This is a genomic window from Streptomyces sp. ISL-12 (genome assembly GCF_018614415.1).
Classification (GTDB): Bacteria; Actinomycetota; Actinomycetes; order Streptomycetales; family Streptomycetaceae; genus Streptomyces.
Map to the genome: position 1 here is coordinate 1 of NZ_JAGGOO010000072.1, position 21,477 is coordinate 21,477.

A 21,477-nucleotide genomic window follows, 5' to 3' on the forward strand; every position below is an offset into this window, starting at 1 on the left:
CCAAACGACAGGCCCTAGCGCTCCGCCAGCGCCCGCTCGCCCGCGGTGCGCATGGCGGCCAGCGGGGCCGGGCCGCGCCCCGTCATCTGCTCCACCTGCAGCACCGCCTGGTGCACCAGCAGGTCGAGGCCGCTGACGACGGCGCCGCCGTGGGCCGACCAGCGGGCGGCCAGCGCGGTGGGCCAGGGCTCGTAGAGCACGTCGAACAGGGTCGTGGGCATTTCCGGCACGGCGGCGGCCAGCGCGTCGGTGGTGCCGGCCGGGGTGGTGGCGACGACCAGCGGGGCGCGCAGTGCCTCCTCGGCCCGCGCCCAGTCCACGACGCGCACGTCGACGTCGAGCCGCTCGGCCCACTCGCGCATCTCGGCGGCCCGGGCCTCGCTGCGCACGTAGACGGCGACCTCACCGGTGCAGATGCGGGCCAGCGCGGCCAGCGCGGAGGAGGCGGTGGCACCGGCGCCCAGGATCGCGGCGGACTCCACCTTCTCGACGCCGTGCTCGCGCAGGGCGGCGACCATGCCGGGGATGTCGGTGTTGTCGCCGGTGCGGCGGCCGTCCTCGGTGAAGACGACGGTGTTCACCGCGTCCACGGAGGCCGCCGTGTCGCTGACCTCGTCGAGCAGCGGGATCACCGCCCGCTTCAGCGGCATGGTCAGCGACAGCCCGGCCCATTCGGACCCCAGCTTCTCGACGAAGCCCGGCAGGGCCGCCTCGTCCACCTCGAAACGGTCGTACGTCCATCCCTCCAGGCCCAGCGCGGCGTACGCGGCGCGGTGCAGCACCGGGGAGAGGGAGTGGGCGATCGGGGAGCCGAGGACGGCGGCCCGGCGGCCGTCAGTCGCCGGTACTGGCATTGAACTTGTCCTTCAGTTTCTCGAACTCGGCATTGGTCTTGGCGAACTCCGTGTTGCTCACGCCGTCGGTGGCAACGAAGTAGATCCAGCCGTCGTCCGTGGGTTTGAGCGCGGCCTCCAGCGCCTCGGCACCCGGATTGCCGATGGGACCGGGGGGCAGACCCTTGTGGTAGTAGGTGTTGTACGGGTCCGGGTTGCTGTTGATCTCGGACTCGCTGATGTGGATCTCGCTCTGACCCATCAGGTAGTTGAAGGTCGAGTCGAACTGGAGCTTCTGGTTGGTCTCGTAGTTGGTGGGCTCGAGGCGGTTGTAGATGACCTCGGCCATCTTGCGGAAGTCCTCGTGGGTCTTGCCCTCGGCCTGCACCAGGCTGGCGACCGTCACGAGCTGCCAGGGCCCGTCGAGCCCCAGCTGCTTCGACTTCTTCTCGAAGCCGAGCTCCTCGTACTTGTCGGTGGCCCGCGCCACCATCTCCTTGAGCACCGCCTCGGGCTTCTGCCCCTTGGCCACCGAGTAGCTGGACGGGTAGAGGAAGCCCTCCAGCGGGTCCTTGACGTCGGCGTGGTTCATCGCCCAGTCGGGCAGGCCGAGGTCCTTCCACTTGGACTTGGCGACCTTGGCGGTGGTGCCCTTGTCAACTTCGAGGCGTTCGTCGATGAGCTCGTAGACGGCGGCGCTGCGCTTGCCCTCGGCGATGATCAGCGTGTTGCGGCTCTCGGGGCTGAGCATCAGCTTCACGGCGCTCTCGGCGGACATCTCCTTCTGCAGCGTGTAGACGCCGTCCTGGATGCCCTTGGCGTTCGGGTTGCTCTGCAGCGCCGCGACGAACGCGTCGACGCTCTTGACCACGCCCTTGCGCTTCAGCTCCTGGCCGATGGTCGAGCCGCCCGCCCCCTTGGGGACGGTGATGGTCACCTGGGTGCCGTTGCCGTCGCCGGCGTAGTCCGGGGCCGCGCCGAAACGATCCTGGTAGAACTGGTAGCCGAAATAGCCGACTCCCGCCACGCCGCCGCCCAGCACCAGGCAGACCACGAGGCACGCACAACCGTTCCGCCGCTTCTTCGGCTTGCCCCCGCGGTTCCTGCGGTCACCGCGGCCGGGAGCGTCGTCGTCGGCGCCGTCGTCCCCGTCGCCGCCCGCGAAGAAGGCGTGTTCGCCCTGGTCGGGCCCCGGGTCCCAGTCGGTCTTCTCCGGCTCCGGCTCGGTGCGCCGCCGGCTCGGCGGCTCGGGGGGCGGATACGCCTCCGGGGTGCCGTAGTGGTCGGGCTGGTCCGTGCCGTAGGAGGCGGCCGCCTGCTGAGCGTACGGGTCGGCGGGATCGGCCGGGTACACGGGCTGCTGCTGTCCGGCGGGCCAGCCCTCGGTGCCGTACTGCTGCTGGTCCTGTTGCTGCCGCGCCGGGTACTGCTGCCCGCCGTACTGCGGGTCGTGCTGCTGGCCGTACTGCTGCTGACCCTGCCCGCCGTCGTACTGCTGTCCGCCGTGCGGGTACTGCTGCTGGGCCTGGCCGTACCCGGCCTGGCCTCCGCCGTCGCCCCAGTCACTGTGCTGCTGATGCTGCGGTTGGTGCTGCGGCTGGCCGCCGTCGAAGGGCTGCTGTCCCGCGTGGGCCTGCTGCCCTCCCCACCCGCCGTCCCCGTACAACGGGTCCTCCGGGTGCCACGGTTCGGAGCCCTGGCCCCGGCCATACTCAGTCATGGATCCCCTAGAGCCGCGAGGCGGCGGTCACGCGGCTTCACGGACCGCTTACCGTTCCGCCTCTCTCTGTGCGGAGGCTGTTCGAAGACCGCCGCATCGCGCGGAACGTTACCGTACAGCGATCAGATGACCACTTCGACGCCCTCGCCAGGAGGATTACCTGACACCCGTTCGGATTCAAGCGCCTGCTGAAGGATGATCACAGCGGCGGCCTGGTCGATGACCGAACGGCCCTTCTTGGAATTCACCCCGGAGGCGCGCAGGCCCTGGCTCGCCGTCACGGTCGTCATCCGCTCGTCGACGAGCCGGACCGGAACGGGGGCGATGCCCTCGGCCAGTTCCTGGGCGAAACGGCGGACCTTGGCCGCCGCCGGGCCCTCGCCCCCCTTGAGGGAGCGGGGCAGGCCGGCGACGACCTCGATCGGCTCGTACTCCTCGACCAGCGCGCGCAGACGGCGGTGGGCCGCCGGGAGGTCCCGGCCCGGGACCGTCTCGACGGGGGTGGCGAGGATCCCGTCGGGGTCGCACGAAGCGACCCCGATCCGGGCGTCCCCGACGTCGATGGCGAGCCGACGTCCTCTGCGCATTACTTGGCCGTCTCCGCGACCAGGCGCTCCACGGCGGCCACGGCGTCACCGATGGCGGCCGGGTTCTGCCCGCCGCCCTGGGCGACGTCCGGCTTGCCGCCACCGCCGCCGCCGAGGGTCTTGGCGGCGGTCCGGACCAGGTCACCGGCCTTGAGGCCGCGGTCGCGGGCGGCGTCGTTGGTGGCGATGACGGTGAGGGGCTTGCCGTTCACCGTCGTGAACAGGGCGACCACGGCGGCCCGGCCGCCCTGGATACGGCCGCGCACGTCGAGGACCAGCTTGCGCAGGTCGTCGGCGGTGGTGCCGTCCGGGACCTGGCCGGTGACCAGGGCGACGCCCCGTACGTCCGTGGCGGACTCGGCGAGACCGGCGGCGGCCTGGAGGACCTTCTCGGCGCGGAACTTCTCGATCTCCTTCTCGGCGTCCTTCAGCTTGCCGAGCATGGCGGAGACCTTCTCCGGGAGCTCCTCCGGCCGGCCCTTGATCAGCTCCTGGAGCTGGGCGACGACCGTGTGCTCACGCGCGAGGAAGTTGTAGGCGTCGACGCCCACCAGGGCCTCGATGCGGCGCACGCCGGAGCCGATGGACGACTCGCCCAGCAGCTTCACCAGGCCGAGCTGAGCGGTGTTGTGCACGTGGGTGCCGCCGCACAGCTCCTTGGAGAAGTCACCGATGGTGACGACGCGCACCCGCTCGCCGTACTTCTCGCCGAACTCGGCGATGGCGCCCTGCTTCTTGGCCTCGTCGATGCCCATGACGTCGGCCCGCACGTCCAGGTCGCGGGCGAGCACCTCGTTGATCTTCTGCTCGACGTCGGTCATCACGGCCGTCGGCACGGCGGACGGCGAACCGAAGTCGAAGCGGAAGCGGCCGGGCTGGTTCTCGGAACCGGCCTGGGCGGCCGTCGGGCCGAGGGCGTCGCGCAGCGCCTGGTGGGTGAGGTGGGTGGCCGAGTGGGCGCGGGCGATGGCCTTGCGGCGCCGGTCGTCGATGGCGGCGTGGGCCTTGGCGCCGACGGTGATCTCACCGACCTGGACGACGCCCTTGTGGACGTAGACGCCGGGGACCGGCTTCTGGCAGTCGCGGACCTCGATGACGGCACCGGAGTCGGTCCTGATCCGGCCGGTGTCGCCGATCTGGCCGCCGCCCTCGGCGTAGAAGGGCGTGCGGTCCAGGACGATCTCGACCTCGTCGCCCTCGGTGGCGGCCGGCGAGGAGACGCCGTCGACCAGGATGCCGACGACGGTGGACTCGCCCTCGGTGTCGGTGTAGCCGATGAAGTCGGTCTGTCCGGCGCGGTCGGCGATCTCCCGGTAGGCGCCCAGGTCGGCGTGGCCGGTCTTCTTGGCCTGGGCGTCGGCCTTGGCGCGCTCCCGCTGCTCCTTCATCAGGCGCCGGAAGCCGTCCTCGTCCACGGACAGGCCCTGCTCGGCGGCCATCTCCAGGGTGAGGTCGATCGGGAAGCCCCAGGTGTCGTGGAGCAGGAACGCCTTGTCGCCGGAGAGGACCGAGCCGCCGGCGGCCTTGGTGTCGGCGACGGCGGTGTCGAGGATGTTGGTGCCGGCCTTCAGCGTCTTGAGGAAGGCGTTCTCCTCGGCCACGGCGACCTTCTCGATCCGCTCGCGGTCGGTGATCAGCTCGGGGTACTGCTGCCCCATCATCTCGATCACCGTGTCGATCAGGTCCTTGACGACCGGGCCGGTGGCGCCGAGCAGGCGCATGTTGCGGATGGCGCGGCGCATGATGCGGCGCAGCACGTAGCCGCGGCCCTCGTTGCCCGGGGTGACGCCGTCGCCGATGAGCATCACGGAGGTGCGCATGTGGTCGGTGACCACGCGCAGGGAGACGTCCGATTCGTGGGCGTCGCCGTAGGAGACACCGGTCAGGTCGGTGGCCTTCTTGATGACGGCCATGGAGGTGTCGATCTCGTACATGTTCTGCACGCCCTGCAGAATCATGGCGAGCCGCTCCAGGCCGAGCCCGGTGTCGATGTTCTTGCTCGGCAGCTCCCCGAGGATCTCGAAGTCCTCCTTGGAGGTGCCCTCGCCCCGCTCGTACTGCATGAAGACGAGGTTCCAGATCTCCACGTACCGCTCGTCGTTGACGGCGGGGCCGCCCTCGACGCCGAACTCGGGGCCGCGGTCGTAGTTGATCTCGGAGCAGGGGCCGCAGGGGCCGGGGACGCCCATGGACCAGTAGTTGTCCTTCTTGCCGAGGCGCTGGATGCGCTCGGAGGGGACACCGACGACGTCGTGCCAGATGCGCTCGGCCTCGTCGTCGTCCTGGTAGACGGTGATCCACAGGCGCTCGGGGTCGAGGCCGTAGCCACCCTTGTCCTGGGGGCTGGTGAGCAGCTCCCAGGCGTACTTGATGGCGCCTTCCTTGAAGTAGTCGCCGAAGGAGAAGTTGCCGCACATCTGGAAGAACGTGCCGTGCCGGGTGGTCTTGCCGACCTCTTCGATGTCCGGCGTGCGCACGCACTTCTGCACGCTGGTGGCGCGGTCGAACGGCGGCTTGACCTCACCGAGGAAGTACGGCTTGAAGGGCACCATGCCGGCCGGGACCAGCAGCAGAGTCGGGTCGTCCGCGATGAGCGACGCCGAAGGGACGACGGTGTGCCCGCGCTCCTCGAAGAAGCTCAGCCAGCGGCGGCGGATCTCGGCCGACTCCATCAGTGGTCCTCATTCCGGTTGTACGAGTACGTCGTCCTGTCGATGTACTTCGAAGTGGGCATCGGGTCGTTGCGGTTCTCGATGGCGGCGTACCGCCGGGGTGCCGGGAGCTCCCGGTCGACGGGGGCGTCGAGACCGAGCGCGTCGCCCAGTTCGGCCTCCCGCTGGGCCATGTTGTCGCGGACCTCGAGCGCGAAGTCCACGGCGCGGTCCTTGAGCCGGCCGCCGGCCTCGATCGCCTTGTTCGCCGCGGTCACGGCGAGGTTCTCGGGGGTGAGCTGCTTCAGCTTCCGGTTGACCTTGGTGGTGGCCCACACTCCGGCGGCGACGCCGGTGGTGAACCAGAACGTACGGCGGAACATCGCTGGGTCAGTCCTTCTTCCGCTTGGCCCGCCGCGTCGCCGGGACGGTACGGCCCACGACGACGGTGCGCCTGGCTGTCTTGGCCGGCACGTCCTCCTTGCGGCCGCCCATCGCCCGGCGCACGCCGTAGCCGAAGGCCGCGACCTTGACCAGGGGGCCGCCGAAGGTGGAGGCGACGGTGGTGGAGAGCGCCGAGGCGTTGGAGGTGACCTCCTGGACGTCGGAGGCGATCGCGTCGACCCGTTCGATCTGGGTCTGCGCCGAGCGCACCGCCGTGGAGGCGTCGGCCAGCAGCGGGACGGCCTGGTCGGTCACGTCCGCCACGAGCTTGGTGGTCGCCTTGAGCGTCTGGGCCAGCCTCACCAGTGCGACGGCGAGGAAGGAGACCAGGATCGCCCAGAACACGGCCACCAGGATCCCGGCCACCTCGCCACCGGACACTGTGTGCACCCGCTCCCTGAAACGTGCCAGAACTTCGCGTACGTCGACTTCACGTCCGTCATGACCATCGAGACCATCGAGAACACGAAAAGTCGTGCACCGAGCCTATCGCGCCGGGGATGGGGGTCCGTACCGGATTACCGTCCGCGTGCGGCGCGGGCGTGCGAGACGTTTGTACGCAGTGCGCACGCTTCAGTACGCTGCGTTCTCTATGCGTGATCAACGGCATGACGGAACGTTCCCGGCCGGGAATCTGCCGCTGGAACTGGACGCCTTCGTCGGACGCGCGGCGGAACTCTCCGAGCTGGACGACGCGCTGCGCGGCGCGCGGCTGGTGACGGTCACCGGGGTGGGCGGCGTCGGCAAGTCGCGGCTGGCGGAGCGGGCCGCCGCGCGGTCGGCACCGCGGGACGGGGTCTGGCGGGTGGAGCTTGCGCCCGTGCGCGACCCGGAGTTCGTGGACTACGCGGTGGTGGAGGCGCTCGGCCTGACCGACCACACCACCAGGACGCCCCGCGAGACCCTGCTCGCCCACCTCGCCGACCGCGAGGTCCTGCTGCTGCTCGACGGAATCGAGCACCTGGTGGACGCGTGTGCCCGGCTGGTGACGGAGCTGCTGGGCCGGGCCCCCGGGCTGCGGGTGCTGGCGGTGGGGCGCCGACCGCTGGCCGTCTCCGGCGAGCGGCTCTTCCCGCTGGCGCCGCTGACCGGGGAGGAGGCGGTGTCCCTGCTGACGGTGCGCGCCGCCCAGCAGGGGGTGGAGATCGGGGGCGGGGACGGCGCCGAGGTGCGGGAGCTGTGCCGGCGGCTGGACGGCATCCCGCTGGCGATCGAGCTGGCCGCGGGGCGGCTGGGCGTGCTGACGCCGGAGCAGGTGCTCGGCCGGCTGGACGACCGGTTCCGGCTGCTGGCCGGGGAGAACCGGACGGCGCTGCCCCGGCACCGGGCGCTGCGCACGGCGATCGGCTGGAGCCATGAGCTGTGCACGCCCGGGGAGCGGCTGCTGTGGGCGCGTCTTTCGGTGTTCGCGGGGCGGTTCGACCTGGAGGCCGCGGAGTACGTGTGCGGCGGCGACGGCCTGCCCGCCGACGAGGTGCTGGACGTGCTCTCCGCGCTGCTCGCCCAGTCCGTGCTGACCCGCGAGGAGACACCGGCCGGGGTGCGCTACCGGATGCTCGGCACGGTGCGGGCGTACGGCGCCGAGTGGCTGGAGGCGACGGGCGACGCGGCGCGGCTGCGGCGCCGGCACCGCGACTGGTACGTGGGGCTGGCGACCTGGTGCGAGCTGGAGTGGTTCTCGCCGCGCCAGTCGGAGGTCGCCGCGCGTATCGAGGCCGAGCTGCCGAATCTGCGGGTCGCCCTGGACCACTGCCTGTCCGATCCGGACGGGGCGCACCTGGGCCAGTACCTGGCGGGCTCCCTGTGGTTCCACTGGGCGGGCTGCGGGCGGCTGGCGGAGGGGCGGCACTGGCTGGAGCAGGCGGTGCGGCTGGACGCGGAGCGGACCGCGCACGAGCAGTCCCGGCTCAAGGCCCTGTGGGTGCTGGCGTACGTGGCGATCCTGCAGGGCGACACGGTGTGCGCGCGGGCGACGCTCGAGGAGTGCCATCGGGAGGCGGAGCGGGCCGGCAATGCGACGGCGCTGGCGTACGCGGTGCACCGCTCGGGCTGTCTGGCGCTGATCACCGATGACGTGGCGGGCGCCGAGACGCTGCTGCGCTCCGCGCTGGCGCGGTACCGGGAGACCGGCGAGCTGAACAGCAATGTGCTGATGGCCCAGGTGGAGCTGGCGATGGCGCGGGCCTTCCAGGGCGATCTGGCGGACGCGGTGCGGCTGTGCGAGGACGTGCGCCGGGTGTGCGACGACCACGGCGAGCGCTGGGCCCGCGCCTACGCGCTGTACGTGCTGGCGTACGCGGCCTGGAGCGACGGCGATCCGGGCAGGGCCCGGCGGCTGCTGACCGTCTGCCTGGGCGACGCCCACGGCTTCCGTGACCTGCTGGGTGCGGTGCTGTCACTGGAACTGCTGGCCCTGGTCACGGTGACGGAGGGCGACGCGGCGGAGGCGGCGGTGCTCCAGGGGGCGGCGGGGCGGATGTGGCTCGCGGTGGGCCTGCAGCTGTTCGGCTCGGCGCACTACAACGCGCCGCGCGAGCTGTGCGAGGCGGCGGCCCGCGACCGGCTGGGGGACGAGGCGTACGAGGAGTGCCTGCGGCGGGGAGCGCGGCTGGGCCGGGAGGAGGCGGTGGCCCGTGCGCTGCGGCGGTCCGAGGAGCCGGCGGCGCTGCCGGGGCCGCGTCGTCCCGCGCGGCCGACGAGGACGCCGGGGACATGACGAGGCCCGCCGTCCCGCCCGCCCACGGGGGCGGGGAGACGACGGGCCCGGGTACCGCGGCCGGCTGGGATCAGCGGGCGTAGTACTCGACGACGAGCTGCTCGTCGCAGATCACCGGGATCTCCTTGCGGTTCGGCTCGCGGTCCAGGCGGAACGCCAGGGCCTTGAGGTTCACCTGGAGGTAACGCGGGGTCTCGCCGTCGGGGGCGAAGCCACCCTCACGCGCGACCTGGAACAGCGTCTTCTCCTTGGAGCGGTCGCGGACCTGCACGACGTCGTCGGGGCGGACGCGGAAGGACGGCTTGTCGACCTTCTGGCCGTTGACCGCGATGTGGCCGTGGACGACCATCTGGCGGGCCTGGTAGATCGTGCGGGCGATGCCCGAGCGCAGGACCAGCGCGTCGAGGCGGCGCTCCAGCTCCACGATCAGGGCCTCACCGGTCTTGCCCTGGACCTTGGAGGCACGCTCGTAGGCGCGGACGAGCTGACGCTCGGACACGTCGTACTGGGCACGCAGACGCTGCTTCTCCAGCAGACGGACCTTGTAGTCCGAGTTCTGCTTGCGGCCGCGGCCGTGCTCACCCGGCGGGTAGGGGCGGGCCTCGAAGTACTTGACGGCCTTCGGCGTCAGCGCGATGCCGAGGGCACGCGACTTCTTGACCTTGGGGCGGGACTGGTTCGCCACTGTCTCTCATTTCCTAGTGTTCGGCTTGCCAGGGTTGAGGGAGGTCGCATCCGCAGCCGGGGAAACCCGCCGGGTCCGCGTGGGACCTGTCGGGCAGCCGCTCCCTGGTCTGGGCACATACGTGCAGCACGCGAGTGGCCCACCGACCGGTCCCGTCCTGCGACGAGGGGTGGTGGGCTGCCCGCGACACCTTCGACGGTGCGCGACGCTCCTGGAACCCGCTGGGGTTCCGGCCGGTTGTCCCGCTCTGACGGCACGGGACTCGGCACTCCGATCGAGTTTACAGGGTGCTCAGGGCCTCTTTCGACCGAGGTGCTTCCTGGTCCACTCCACGGCGTCCGCGTACCGCGCCTCGCCGCCGTGCCGGGTCGGGGTGTAGTACTCGCGGTCCTTCAGGGCGTCGGGGGCGTACTGCTGGGCGGCGATGCCCTCCGGCAGGTCGTGCGGGTAGACGTACCCCTGCCCGTGGCCGAGCTTGCCCGCGCCCTGGTAGTGGCTGTCGCGCAGATGGGCCGGGACGGTCCCGGCGTGCCCCTTGCGTACGTCGTCCAGGGCGGCGCCGATGGCGGTGGTCGCGGCGTTGGACTTGGGTGCCAGGGCGAGGGCGATGGTGGCGTGGCTGAGGGTGAGGGCGGCCTCGGGGAAGCCGATCATGGCGACGGCCTGGGCCGCGGCGACCGCGATCGGCAGCGCGTTCGGGTCGGCGAGGCCGATGTCCTCGCTGGCGGAGATCATCAGGCGGCGGGCGATGAAGCGGGGGTCCTCGCCGGCCTCGATCATGCGGGCCAGGTAGTGCAGGGCGGCGTCGACGTCGGAGCCGCGGATGGACTTGATCAGGGCGCTGGCGACATCGTAGTGCTGGTCGCCGTCGCGGTCGTACTTGACCGCCGCCCGGTCGACGGTCTCCTCCAGCGTGGCCAGGGTGATCTCCGGCTCGCCCTTGTCGAGCGCGGCCCCGGCGGCGGCCTCCAGGGCGGTCAGGGCGCGGCGGGCGTCGCCGCCGGCGATGCGCAGCAGGTGGTCCTCGGTGTCCTCGGGGAGGGTGACGGCGCCCTTGAGGCCCCGGTCGTCGGTGAGGGCGCGGCGGAGCAGACCGCGGACGTCGTCGTCGGTGAGGGGTTCGAGGGTCAGCAGGAGGGAGCGGGAGAGCAGGGGGGAGATCACCGAGAAGTACGGGTTCTCGGTGGTCGCGGCGATCAGCGTCACCCAGCGGTTCTCGACGGCGGGCAGCAGGGAGTCCTGCTGGGCCTTGCTGAAGCGGTGGATCTCGTCCAGGAAGAGGACGGTCTCCTTGCCGTACCCGCCGACCGCGCGCCGGGCGCCGTCGATGACCGCGCGGACCTCCTTGACGCCCGCGGTGATCGCCGACAGTTCCACGAACCGCTTGTTGGTGGCCTTGGAGACGACGTACGCCAGGGTCGTCTTGCCGGTGCCGGGCGGGCCCCAGAGGATCACCGAGGAGGGGCCGGCGGGGCCGGCGGCGCCCTCGCCCACCAGGCGGCGCAGCGGGGAGCCGGGCTTCAGCAGGTGCTGCTGGCCCACGACCTCGTCGAGGGTGCGCGGGCGCATCCGGACGGCCAGGGGGCTGCCGGAGGGGTCTTTCTCCTGGCGTTCTTCTGCGGCGGCGGTGAACAGATCGGGCTCCACGCTCGAAACCCTAAATGACCGCACTGACAACGCGACGGGCGCCGTCGGCCGGGCCCGTGGGTCCGGTCGGCGACGCCCGGGGGGGCGGTGCGGGTCAGCTGGTCCAGAAGTCCCACCAGCGGGTCAGGATCAGCATGCCGATGATGCCGATGTGCAGGACCGGCAGCACCCAGGTGAACTCGCCGAAGAAGCCGCGCAGCCAGTTCGGCGCGGGCAGGAAGCCCTTGCGCACGTTGAACGAGGTCACGTACCAGAACATGACGATCGTGGCGACCCAGGCCAGCGAGCACCACAGGCACAGCGCGTTGATCCGGTACAGGGACTGGAACTGCAGCCAGGTGCAGAAGCCCACGCCGAACAGGGTGCCCGCGTTGAAGGTGAGCCAGTACCAGCGCGGGAAGCGGGCCCGCGCGAGCAGGCTCATGCCGACGCAGATCACGATGCCGTAGCAGACCAGGCCGAGCATCGGGTTGGGGAAGCCGAAGGCGGACGCCTGGTCGCTCTCCATGACGCTGCCGCAGGAGACGACGGGGTTCAGGCTGCACCCGGGGACGAAGGTGGTGCCGGCGACCTTGGCTTCGAGCAGCTTGAACTTGTCGATCGTGATGACCCACGCGGCGAGCAGTCCGGCGGCGCCGGTGATCACCAGCATCACGGCGAACGCGCGGCTGCCGCCCACCGCACCCGGCGCGACGGCACCGGCTCCGGACGCGGGCTCGGGGTCCGTGGAGACGTCTCTGACTGTCGTCTTGCTCATCACGCCGATTCCGTCACTTGAGGTCTCATCTTCTTCGGGCACGGTCATTGTGCCGCACGCACGCGCGTGTCCACCGTTCGGTGGACATAAGGAACGACGCTCGGTCCTCCCCGAGGGCGCGGTTCCGGACAACGCTTGAACCATGAGCGCACAGGCGAACGAACCGGTCGCGCGGGCCGGAGCAGGACGGCGGAGATCCTCCAGGGCAACCGGTCCGGGGAGGGCGGCGAGGTCCGGGTGCCGGGCGCGGACCCGGCGCACGCCGCGCGCGCGTGGCGATCCCGGGCCGGGGTCGTCCGGCAGGACGAATCGGCACCCACGGAGTTGACGGTACGCGCAACGGTCCGGCACTGCGCCCGGTACCGCCCCGGCCGCGTGGCCGCGCGGAGGTCATCGGTCCGGTCGGTCCAAAGACCCTGGGCCTCTCGTTCGGACCACGCCGCGGACGCGGGGTCCGGCACGCGCATCCGCGCTGATGAGGCGCCGCGGATTTCCCCCGCGTGATCCGCACGACAGGCCCTGTGCGGGCAGCCGGCTCAAGGGGCTCTCCGGGCGGCCCCCGGCCCGCGCTGCGGCAGCCGCACGCGGCACGGGCTGCCGGATCAGTGACCGTGCCGCACGCGCGCGGCGGGCTCAGCCGAGCCGGGACTCCAGCTCCGCCACGATCTCGTTGACGCCGATCGCGGTCTGCTCGCCGGACTCCATGTCCTTGAGCTGGACGACGCCCTCGGCGAGGTCGCGTTCGCCGGCCACGATCGTGTAGCGGGCGCCGCTGCGGTTGGCGTTCTTCATGGCGCCCTTGAGGCCCTTGCCGCCGTAGGCGAAGTCGGCGGCGACGCCGTTCTTGCGCAACTCGGTGACCTTGGCGAACAGGACGCGGCGGGCCTCCTCGCCGAGCGGCACGGCGAAGACGGAGGTGGTGGCGGGGAGGTCCAGCTCGACGCCCTCGGCCTCAAGGGCCAGGACCGTGCGGTCGACGCCGAGGGCCCAGCCGACGGACGGCAGCGCGGGGCCGCCGATCATCTCGGAGAGGCCGTCGTAGCGGCCGCCGCCGCCCACCGCGGACTGGGAACCGAGCCCGTCGTGGACGAACTCGAAGGTGGTGCGCGTGTAGTAGTCCAGGCCGCGCACCAGCTTCGGGTCGTCCTCGAAGACGACGCCCGCCGCCGTGATCAGCTCGCGGACCTCCTCGTGGTACGCCTTGCAGGCGTCGCAGAGGTAGTCGCGCAGCAGCGGAGCGTCCCCGAGCTGCTTCTGCACCGACTCGCGCTTGTCGTCCAGGACGCGCAGCGGGTTGATGTCGGCGCGGCGCAGGGTGTCCTCGTCCAGGTCCAGGCCGCGCAGGAACTCCTGGAGGGCGGCCCGGTAGACGGGACGGCACTCCTTGTCGCCCAGCGAGTTGAGCAGGATACGGAACTGGCTCAGGCCCAGCGAGCGGTACGCCTGGTCGGCCAGGATGATCAGCTCGGCGTCGAGCGCCGGGTCCTCCGCGCCGATCGCCTCGGCGCCGACCTGCGAGAAGTGACGGTAACGGCCCTTCTGGGGGCGCTCGTAGCGGTAGTACGAGCCGGAGTACCAGAGCTTGACGGGGAGGTTGCCCGTCTTGTGCAGGCTGGCCTCCAGCGTCGCGCGCAGCACGGAAGCCGTGCCCTCGGGGCGCAGGGCGAGCCGGTCGCCGCCCTTGGTCTCGAAGGCGTACATCTCCTTGGTGACGATGTCGGTGGACTCGCCGACACCGCGCGCGAACAGCTCGACGCTCTCGAAGCCGGGCGTCTCGATGTAGCCGTAGCCGGAGTCACGCAGCGGGGCCGCGATCGCCTCGCGGACGGCCAGGTACTTCGCGGAGTCGGGCGGCAGCAGGTCGTACGTGCCCTTGGGGGCCTTGAAGGTGCTCACGGAAGGTCTCTCGTCACATTCCTCGTCGGGAAGCCTCGGGGGCTTCCTGGCCGGAAGCCGCCTGCCGCAGATACGGGTTGGCGGCGCGCTCCTGGCCGATGGTCGTCTGGGGGCCGTGTCCGGACAGCACCACGGTCGTGTCGTCGAGCGGCAGGACCACGCGGGTCAGGGACTCGAGCATGTCGTCCATGGAGCCGCCGGGCAGGTCGGTGCGTCCGATGGAGCCGGCGAACAGCAGGTCGCCCGAGAACAGCACCGGCGGGATGTCCGCCGCCTCGGGCAGGCCGAAGGTCACCGACCCCTTGGTATGGCCCGGCGCGTGCGCCACGGTCAGCTCCAGGCCCGCCAGCTCCAGCTTCGCGCCGTCGGCCAGCTCCCGTACGTCGTCCGGCTCCCCCACGCTCAGCTCGCCCATCAGCGGCATCCCGATGGACCGGCCGAGGCCCTTCTCGGGGTCGCTCATCATGTAGCGGTCCGCCGGGTGGATCCACGCGGGTACGTCGTTCGCTCCGCACACCGGGACGACCGAGGCCACGTGGTCGATGTGGCCGTGCGTGAGGACGACGGCGACCGGCTTGAGCCGGTGCTTCTTCAGCGCCTCCTCGACTCCCTGGGCGGCCTGGTGGCCGGGGTCGATGATCACGCACTCCTCACCGGCGGCCGGGGCGACGAGGTAGCAGTTCGTCCCCCAGGCCCCGGCGGGGAACCCGGCAATGAGCACGATCGTCCTTCGTTGTGTCGATACGGGTGGCTTGTGAACGGGCTGCGCCCGTGGTCAGAGCCTACCGGCGGTGCCGATTCCTCAGCGAACCCATATACGGTACGGGGCTAACGCAGGCGGTCGGCCCACGGGCACGCACGCGTACCGGTCGGCACACGAAGACGCATAGGAGACAACCCGGTGGTCAGCCAGGAACAGCGGCGGCGTCAGCTCGCCCGGGAGAAGTTCTTGCGGCAGCAGCAGCGGCGCACCGCCGCGCGACGCAAGGCGCGGGTGCGGAACTCGGTGATCGCGTCGGTGCTCGGCGTGGTGCTGGTGGGCAGCCTCGCGCTGTACACGACCGGCACGCTCAAGGGCGACGACGACAAGGAGAACGCGAGCGCCGAGGCGTCGCCCAGCGCGTCGGCGTCCAAGGCCGCCGACCCGTGCGACAAGGCGGCGGCGGGCAAGGCCTCGACGAAGACCTGGAAGAAGGAGCCGGCGATGTCCATCGACAAGTCGGCGGACTACACCATGACGCTGGACACGACGTGCGGCGAGATAGACATCGCCCTGAAGACGTCGGCGGCGCCGCACACGGTGAACTCGTTCGACTTCCTCGCCGGGAAGGGCTTCTTCGACCACTCCACGTGCCACCGGCTCACCACCAGCGGCATCTACGTGCTCCAGTGCGGCGACCCGACCGGGCAGGGCACCGGCGGTCCCGGCTACACGATCCCGGACGAGAACCTGAAGGACAAAAGCCTGAAGGACAACATCTACCCGGCGGGCACGGTGGCGATGGCCAACACCGGGCAGGCGGACTCCGGCGGCAGCCAGTTCTTCCTGGTGTACCAGGACAGTGAGCTGCCGCCCAGCTACACGCCGTTCGGCACGATCTCGGACGCCGGCATGAAGGTGCTCAAGAAGATCGCCGCCGCGGGCGAGAGCACCGGCGCCGGTGACGGAGTACCGAACGCGACGGTCGTGATCGACAAGGCGACCGTCGCGAAATCCTGACTGTCAACTGCGGAATTTCGGTCGTGCGGGATGCGGACAGGCCCCCCGCCGGTCGCCTATGTTGGCGGTGACGAAACTGTGGACGATGCCCGGGGGCGGGAAAGCCCTCCGCGGGCATCATGTGGAGGAGGCGCTGTGAGCAGCGACCCGTGGGGCCGCGTCGACGAGACGGGGACCGTGTACGTGCGTACGGCCGACGGCGAGCAGGTGGTCGGTTCCTGGCAGGCCGGCTCGCCCGATGAGGCGCTGGCCTACTTCGAGCGCAAGTACGAGGGCCTGGTGGTCGAGATCGGCCTCCTCGAGAAGCGGGTGCGGACCACCGACCTGTCGTCGAAGGACGCCCAGGCCGCGATCCAGCACCTGCGCGAGCAGGTCGACGCGCACCACGCGGTGGGCGACCTGGACGCGCTCAGGAAGCGGCTGGACCAGCTCGTGGAGCTGGTGGACAAGCGGCGCGAGGAGCGCAAGGCGCAGCGGGCCAAGCAGTCCGACGAGGCCCGCCGGGCCAAGGAGGAGCTGGTCACCGAGGCCGAGCAGCTCGCCCAGTCCGACCAGTGGCGGGCCGCAGGTGAGCGGTTGCGGGCGCTGGTGGACACCTGGAAGGGCCTGCCCCGGCTGGACCGCAAGTCCGACGACGAGCTGTGGCACCGCTTCTCGCACGCCCGGTCGGCGTTCTCCAAGCGGCGCAAGCAGCACTTCGCGCAGCTCGACGCGCAGCGCGAGGAGGCCCGCCGGGTCAAGGAGCGGCTGGTCGGCGAGGCCGAGGCGCTGTCGGGTTCGACGGACTGGGGTCCGACGGCCGCCCGCTACCGCGAGCTGATGACCGAGTGGAAGGCGGCGGGCCGCGCCCAGCGCGAGCACGAGGACGAGTTGTGGAACCGCTTCCGCGGCGCCCAGGACGTCTTCTTCGCCGCGCGCAGCTCGGTCTTCGCCGAGCGGGACGCGGAGCAGTCCGAGAACCTCAAGCTCAAGGAGGAGCTGGCCGAGGAGGCCGAGAAGCTCCTGCCGATCACGGATCTGAAGGCGGCCCGCGCCGCGTTCCGTGCGGTCAACGAGCGCTGGGAGGCCATCGGGCACGTGCCGCGCGACGCCCGGCCGAAGGTCGAGGGCCGGATGCACGCGGTCGAGCGGGCGCTCCAGGAGGCCGAGGAGACCGAGTGGCGCCGTACCAACCCGGAGGCACGCGCGCGTGCCGAGGGGCTGACCGGCCAGCTCCAGGCCGCCGTGGACAAGCTCCACCAGCAGATCGAGCAGGCCCGCGCGCAGGGCAACAACGCCCGCGCGGACAAGCTCCAGCGTGAGCTGGAGGGCCGCCAGGCGCTGCTGGACCAGGCCCTGAAGGGGCTTCAGGAGTTCGGCGGCTGACACCCGTACACGAGAGGGGCTCCCGTACACGCCGTACGGGAGCCCCTCTCGTGTGTCCTCCGTGTCTACGACGGCCTGCGCGCCGATGTCACCCGGTACACGTCGTAGACGCCCTCGACGCCCCGTACGGCCTTCAGGACGTGCCCGAGGTGCTTGGGGTCGCCCATCTCGAAGGTGAAGCGGGAGGTGGCGACGCGGTCACGGGAGGTCTGGACTGCGGCGGAGAGGATGTTGACGTGCTGGTCGGACAGGACGCGGGTGACGTCCGACAGCAGCCGGGAGCGGTCGAGGGCCTCGACCTGGATGGCGACCAGGAAGACCGAGGACTGGGTGGGCGCCCACTCGACCTCCAGGATGCGCTCGGGCTCGCGGGAGAGCGAGTCCACGTTGACGCAGTCGCTGCGGTGCACGGAGACGCCGCTGCCGCGGGTGACGAAGCCGATGATCGGGTCGCCGGGCACGGGGGTGCAGCAGCGGGCCAGCTTGACCCAGACGTCGTCGACGCCCTTGACCACGACGCCCGGATCGGCGTTGCTGCGCCGCTTGCGGCCACGGCCCCGCGACGGCACCGCCTCGTCGATCTCCTCGCTGGCCGCCTCCTCGCCGCCGAGGGCCTGGACGAGCTTCTGCACGATGTTCTGCGCGGAGACATGGCCCTCGCCGATCGCCGCGTACAGCGCGGAGATGTCGGAGTAGCGCATCTCGTGCGCGAGGGTGACCAGGGAGTCGCCGGTCAGGATGCGCTGGATGGGGAGGTTCTGCTTGCGCATGGCGCGGACGATGGCGTCCTTGCCCTGCTCGATGGCCTCGTCGCGGCGCTCCTTGGAGAACCAGGCGCGGATCTTGTTGCGGGCCCGCGGTGACTTGACGAAGCCCAGCCAGTCGCGGGACGGTCCGGCGCCGGGTGCCTTGGAGGTGAAGACCTCCACCAGGTCGCCGTTGTCCAGGGTGGACTCCAGCGGGACCAGGCGCCCGTTGACCCGTGCTCCTATGGTGCGGTGGCCGACCTCGGTGTGGACGGCGTAGGAGAAGTCGACGGGGGTGGCACCGGCCGGGAGCGCTATGACGTCGCCCTTGGGGGTGAAGACGAAGACCTCGTTGCGGGAGAGGTCGAAGCGCAGGGACTCCAGGAACTCGCCGGGGTCCTCGGTCTCCTTCTGCCAGTCCAGGAGCTGGCGCAGCCACGCCATGTCGTTGAGGTGGTCGTCCTTGCCGGTGGTCCGGGGCGCGTCGGAGCGCACCTTGGAGGCGCCGGCCACGGCCTCCTGCTTGTACTTCCAGTGCGCGGCGATGCCGTACTCGGCGCGACGGTGCATGTCGAACGTGCGGATCTGCAGTTCGACGGGCTTGCCGCTGGGCCCGATGACCGTCGTGTGCAGCGACTGGTACATGTTGAACTTGGGCATCGCGATGTAGTCCTTGAACCGCCCCGGAACCGGGTTCCAGCGGGCGTGGACCGTGCCCAGCGCCGCGTAGCAGTCGCGGACGGTGTCCACCAGGACGCGGATGCCGACCAGGTCGTAGATCTCCGCGAAGTCCCGGCCGCGGACGATCATCTTCTGGTAGACGCTGTAGTAGTGCTTGGGGCGGCCGGTGACGGTCGCCTTGATGCGGGCGGCGCGCAGGTCCTGCTGGACCTCGTCGGTGACGACGGCGAGGTACTCGTCGCGCTTGGGGGCGCGCTCGGCGACCAGGCGGACGATCTCGTCGTACATCTTGGGGTAGAGGATCGCGAAGGCGAGGTCCTCCAGCTCCCACTTGATGGTGTTCATGCCCAGGCGGTGGGCGAGCGGCGCGTAGATCTCCAGGGTCTCGCGCGCCTTCTTCTCCTGCTTCTCCCGCTTGAGGTAGCGCATGGTGCGCATGTTGTGCAGGCGGTCGGCGAGCTTGATGACCAGGACGCGGGGGTCCTTGGCCATGGCGACGACCATCTTGCGCACGGTCTCGGCCTGCGCGGCCTCGCCGAACTTGACCTTGTCCAGCTTGGTGACGCCGTCGACGAGGAGGGCGACGACGTCGCCGAAGTCGCGGCGCAGGTCGTCCAGGCCGTACTCGGTGTCCTCGACGGTGTCGTGCAGCAGCCCCGCCATCAGCGTGGCCGGGTCCATGCCCAGCTCGGCGAGGATGGTGGTGACGGCGAGCGGGTGCGTGATGTACGGGTCGCCGCTCTTGCGCTTCTGACCGCGGTGCCAGCGCTCGGCGACCTGGTAGGCGCGCTCGATCTGGCGCAAAGTCGCCGTTTCGATCTTGGGATCGTTGCCGCGGACTATGCGCAGCAGGGGCTCCAGGACCGGGTTGTACGGGTTGGCGCGCTGAACGCCGAGGCGGGCCAGCCGGGCGCGGACGCGGTTGGAGGAGCCGGTGCGGGCGGGCTGGGCCGCGGGGGCGCGCACCACAGGCGCGTTCTGCGGGCGCTCGGGAGGGACCGGCTTGGGACGTGCCTGCTGGTCCGCGGTCTTGTCGACGGGCGCGGACTGGGTGTGCTGGAGCGTCCCGCGGCTGTCGTTCTTCGCGTGCGGGGTGCTGGGCGCGGGCTTGGCCGCGGGCGCCGAGGCGGACTCGGGCTTGGCGGCTGTCAGTGGCTGGGCCTCGTCTGGCAAGAGGACTCCTCGTGCGCGATCCGGGTCCCCCGGTCAGGCTCCGGAAACCCCATGGTAGCCATCCCGGGTCCCGGGATGACCCGCAGGCCGCTGTGAGGCCCGTCTACGGGAGGAACGCGTGGGGCGGGCGCCGGATTCCTCCGGGCCCGCCCTTTCCGTGTCCGGCCGGTGTCCTGGCGGCCGCGCCGGGGTTATCCGACGGTGAGCAGCGCGTGCAGCGGGGCGCCGTCCAGCTCCGGCTCCAGACGGGCACGCCCGTCCAGGAAGCCCAGCTCCATCAGGACGGCCACGCCCGCGGTGCGCGCGCCGGCCCGGCGGATCAGCTGGAGCGACGCCTGTGCGGTGCCGCCGGTGGCCAGGACGTCGTCGACGACCAGGACGCGGTCGTCGGGGCCGAGGTCCTCGGCGTGGATCTCGATCTCGGCCGAGCCGTACTCCAGGTCGTACGCCTGGCCGAGGGTGGCTCCGGGGAGCTTGCCGGCCTTGCGTACGGGGATGAAGCCGAGGCCGGCGCGGACGGCGACCGGGGCACCGAGGATGAAGCCCCGGGCCTCCAGACCGACGATCTTGGTGGCGCCGGTGTCCTTGGCGATCCCGGCCAGGGCGTCGGTGAGGGCGCCGAACGCCTCCGGGTCGGCGAGCAGCGGGGTGATGTCCTTGAAGACCACGCCCGGCTCCGGGTAGTCCGCCACGTCCCGGATGCGGCTGAGCAGCAGCTCCTGGATGTCGGTCATCGGCGCTTCCCGGAGGGTCGGCCGCGGCCCCGGGTGCGGGACGCGGGCTGGTTGCGGGGGCCGACGACGGCGGGGGCGGCGTCCTCGGGGTCGTCGTCGTACGGCCCGTCCGCGTGGGCGTCGGTGTCCTCGACGGACTCGCCCTTCGAGGCGGCCTGGGCGCGCTTGGCCAGGACGCGCTTCTTGAGCGCCTTCATCTGCGGCTCGCGCTCCTTGAGGTCGGCGACGAGCGGCGTGGCGATGAAGATCGAGGAGTACGCGCCGGCCGCGAGGCCGACGAACAGCGACAGCGAGATGTCGTTGAGCATGCCGGCACCGAGCACACCGCCGCCGATGAAGAGCAGGCCCGCCACCGGCAGCAGCGCCACGACCGTGGTGTTGACGGAGCGGACCAGGGTGCTGTTGATCGACCGGTTGGCGATCTCGGCGTAGGTCCAGCGGTTCTGCTTGGTGATGTCCTTCGTCTGTTCCTTGAGGCTGTCGAAGACGACCACCGTGTCGTACAGCGAGTAGCCGAGGATGGTCAGCAGACCGATCACCGTGCCCGGCGTGACCTCGAAGCCGACGAGGGCGTAGATGCCGACGGTGATGGTGATGTCGTGGATCAGGGCGACGAAGGCGGCGAGCGCCATCCGCCACTCGAAGGCGATCGCCAGGTAGATCACCACCAGGACCAGGAAGATCCCCAGGCCCTGCCACGCCTTGTTGGCGATCTGGTCACCCCAGCTGGGACCGACCAGTTCGGCGTTGATCTGCTCGGCGTCGACCCTCAGGTCCTCGGAGAGTTCCTTCTTGATCTGGTCCGACGTGCCGGTGTCGATGCCGGCGATCTGGATGCGCAGGCTGCCGTCGCCGAGCTTCTGGACGATCGCGTCGTGGCCGGAGGCCGTCTCCGCGTGCTCCTCGGCCTGGGAGACCGAGACGCTGGTGTTCTTCGGTGTGGTGAAGACCGCGCCGCCCTGGAACTCGATGCCCATGTGCAGGCCGCGCACCGCCAGGCCGACGATGGCCGTGATGGTGATCAGGATCGAGATGCCGTACCAGAGCTTGCGGTTCTTGACGAAGTCGTAGCCGACCTCGCCGTGGTGCAGCTTGGCGCCGAGCTCGCCGAGTTTCGACATC

The 21,477-nt window shown here is 71.0% G+C and carries 16 protein-coding genes and 1 pseudogene; 3 read left to right on the top strand and 14 right to left on the bottom strand.

All coding sequences use genetic code 11. The features are described 5' to 3' along the window. Positions 1-14: 14 nt before the first annotated feature. The 6 genes from J7I94_RS20410 to J7I94_RS20435 form a co-directional block, all read right to left on the bottom strand. Complete coding sequence (locus J7I94_RS20410) at positions 15-854, bottom strand: shikimate dehydrogenase (protein WP_215168618.1); 840 nt, start codon at positions 852-854, stop codon at positions 15-17. After that, positions 835-2,553: an endolytic transglycosylase MltG gene (mltG, locus tag J7I94_RS20415; protein ID WP_215168620.1), complete on the bottom strand. Its 1,719-nt coding sequence runs from the start codon at positions 2,551-2,553 to the stop codon at positions 835-837. The genes J7I94_RS20410 and mltG overlap by 20 nt, the downstream gene beginning before the upstream one ends. Positions 2,554-2,675: 122 nt before the next feature. Continuing rightward, entirely contained in the window at positions 2,676-3,140 is a 465-nt protein-coding gene (gene ruvX, locus J7I94_RS20420; protein ID WP_215168621.1) for a Holliday junction resolvase RuvX, read from the bottom strand. Further along, positions 3,140-5,812 (bottom strand): alanine--tRNA ligase, encoded by a 2,673-nt coding sequence (gene alaS, locus J7I94_RS20425; RefSeq protein ID WP_215168622.1) that lies wholly within the window; start codon positions 5,810-5,812, stop codon positions 3,140-3,142. The genes ruvX and alaS overlap by 1 nt, the downstream gene beginning before the upstream one ends. Then, on the bottom strand, positions 5,812-6,174 hold the full coding sequence (locus J7I94_RS20430) for a hypothetical protein (protein WP_215168623.1): 363 nt from the start codon (positions 6,172-6,174) through the stop codon (positions 5,812-5,814). The genes alaS and J7I94_RS20430 overlap by 1 nt, the downstream gene beginning before the upstream one ends. A 7-nt stretch (positions 6,175-6,181) precedes the next feature. Beyond that, complete coding sequence (locus tag J7I94_RS20435) at positions 6,182-6,625, bottom strand: DUF948 domain-containing protein (RefSeq protein ID WP_215168624.1); 444 nt, start codon at positions 6,623-6,625, stop codon at positions 6,182-6,184. A 202-nt stretch (positions 6,626-6,827) separates the two neighbouring features. Here J7I94_RS20435 and J7I94_RS20440 point away from each other — a divergent pair. Beyond that, positions 6,828-9,034: pseudogene (locus J7I94_RS20440) on the top strand (AAA family ATPase). Here J7I94_RS20440 and rpsD read toward each other — a convergent pair. The 5 genes from rpsD to J7I94_RS20465 form a co-directional block, all read right to left on the bottom strand. Next, a complete protein-coding gene (rpsD, locus tag J7I94_RS20445) occupies positions 9,022-9,636 on the bottom strand; it encodes a 30S ribosomal protein S4 (protein WP_215168626.1) in 615 nt (204 codons plus the stop codon). The pseudogene J7I94_RS20440 and the gene rpsD overlap by 13 nt on opposite strands. 291 nt (positions 9,637-9,927) lie before the next feature. Beyond that, entirely contained in the window at positions 9,928-11,283 is a 1,356-nt protein-coding gene (locus tag J7I94_RS20450; RefSeq protein WP_215168627.1) for a replication-associated recombination protein A, read from the bottom strand. Positions 11,284-11,377: 94 nt separating this feature from the next. Beyond that, on the bottom strand, positions 11,378-12,040 hold the full coding sequence (locus tag J7I94_RS20455) for a vitamin K epoxide reductase family protein (RefSeq protein ID WP_215168628.1): 663 nt from the start codon (positions 12,038-12,040) through the stop codon (positions 11,378-11,380). A gap of 633 nt (positions 12,041-12,673) precedes the next feature. Then, complete coding sequence (gene hisS, locus J7I94_RS20460) at positions 12,674-13,936, bottom strand: histidine--tRNA ligase (RefSeq protein ID WP_215168629.1); 1,263 nt, start codon at positions 13,934-13,936, stop codon at positions 12,674-12,676. 13 nt (positions 13,937-13,949) lie between these two features. Next, positions 13,950-14,657 (bottom strand): MBL fold metallo-hydrolase, encoded by a 708-nt coding sequence (locus tag J7I94_RS20465; RefSeq protein ID WP_215168630.1) that lies wholly within the window; start codon positions 14,655-14,657, stop codon positions 13,950-13,952. Positions 14,658-14,837: 180 nt separating this feature from the next. On the opposite strand from J7I94_RS20465, the gene J7I94_RS20470 reads away from it, so the two are divergent. Both J7I94_RS20470 and J7I94_RS20475 read left to right on the top strand, forming a co-directional pair. Then, positions 14,838-15,656, top strand: coding sequence for a peptidylprolyl isomerase (locus tag J7I94_RS20470; protein WP_215168631.1), 819 nt, complete (start codon positions 14,838-14,840; stop codon positions 15,654-15,656). 135 nt (positions 15,657-15,791) lie between these two features. Further along, positions 15,792-17,021 (top strand): DUF349 domain-containing protein, encoded by a 1,230-nt coding sequence (locus J7I94_RS20475; RefSeq protein WP_215168632.1) that lies wholly within the window; start codon positions 15,792-15,794, stop codon positions 17,019-17,021. 65 nt (positions 17,022-17,086) lie between these two features. Here the strand turns inward: J7I94_RS20475 and relA are convergent, their stop codons facing one another. The 3 genes from relA to secF form a co-directional block, all read right to left on the bottom strand. Further along, a complete protein-coding gene (gene relA / locus J7I94_RS20480; RefSeq protein WP_215168633.1) occupies positions 17,087-19,621 on the bottom strand; it encodes a GTP pyrophosphokinase in 2,535 nt (844 codons plus the stop codon). Positions 19,622-19,812: 191 nt separating this feature from the next. Beyond that, positions 19,813-20,355 carry an adenine phosphoribosyltransferase gene (locus J7I94_RS20485; RefSeq protein ID WP_215168634.1) on the bottom strand — a complete coding sequence of 181 codons (543 nt, stop codon included), beginning with the start codon at positions 20,353-20,355 and terminating at the stop codon, positions 19,813-19,815. Next, a complete protein-coding gene (gene secF / locus J7I94_RS20490) occupies positions 20,352-21,476 on the bottom strand; it encodes a protein translocase subunit SecF (RefSeq protein WP_215168635.1) in 1,125 nt (374 codons plus the stop codon). Before secF ends, J7I94_RS20485 begins: the two co-directional genes overlap by 4 nt. Position 21,477: the final 1 nt, after the last annotated feature.

What these genes read in the sequence shown, in the direction of transcription:
- J7I94_RS20410 (WP_215168618.1), bottom strand. Translation starts at nt 854, where the DNA reads ATGCCAGTACCGGCGACTGACGGCCGCCGGGCCGCCGTCCTCGGCTCC.
- mltG (WP_215168620.1), bottom strand. Translation starts at nt 2,553, where the DNA reads ATGACTGAGTATGGCCGGGGCCAGGGCTCCGAACCGTGGCACCCGGAG.
- ruvX (WP_215168621.1), bottom strand. Translation starts at nt 3,140, where the DNA reads ATGCGCAGAGGACGTCGGCTCGCCATCGACGTCGGGGACGCCCGGATC.
- alaS (WP_215168622.1), bottom strand. Translation starts at nt 5,812, where the DNA reads ATGGAGTCGGCCGAGATCCGCCGCCGCTGGCTGAGCTTCTTCGAGGAG.
- J7I94_RS20430 (WP_215168623.1), bottom strand. Translation starts at nt 6,174, where the DNA reads ATGTTCCGCCGTACGTTCTGGTTCACCACCGGCGTCGCCGCCGGAGTG.
- J7I94_RS20455 (WP_215168628.1), bottom strand. Translation starts at nt 12,040, where the DNA reads ATGAGCAAGACGACAGTCAGAGACGTCTCCACGGACCCCGAGCCCGCG.
- J7I94_RS20485 (WP_215168634.1), bottom strand. Translation starts at nt 20,355, where the DNA reads ATGACCGACATCCAGGAGCTGCTGCTCAGCCGCATCCGGGACGTGGCG.
- secF (WP_215168635.1), bottom strand. Translation starts at nt 21,476, where the DNA reads ATGTCGAAACTCGGCGAGCTCGGCGCCAAGCTGCACCACGGCGAGGTC.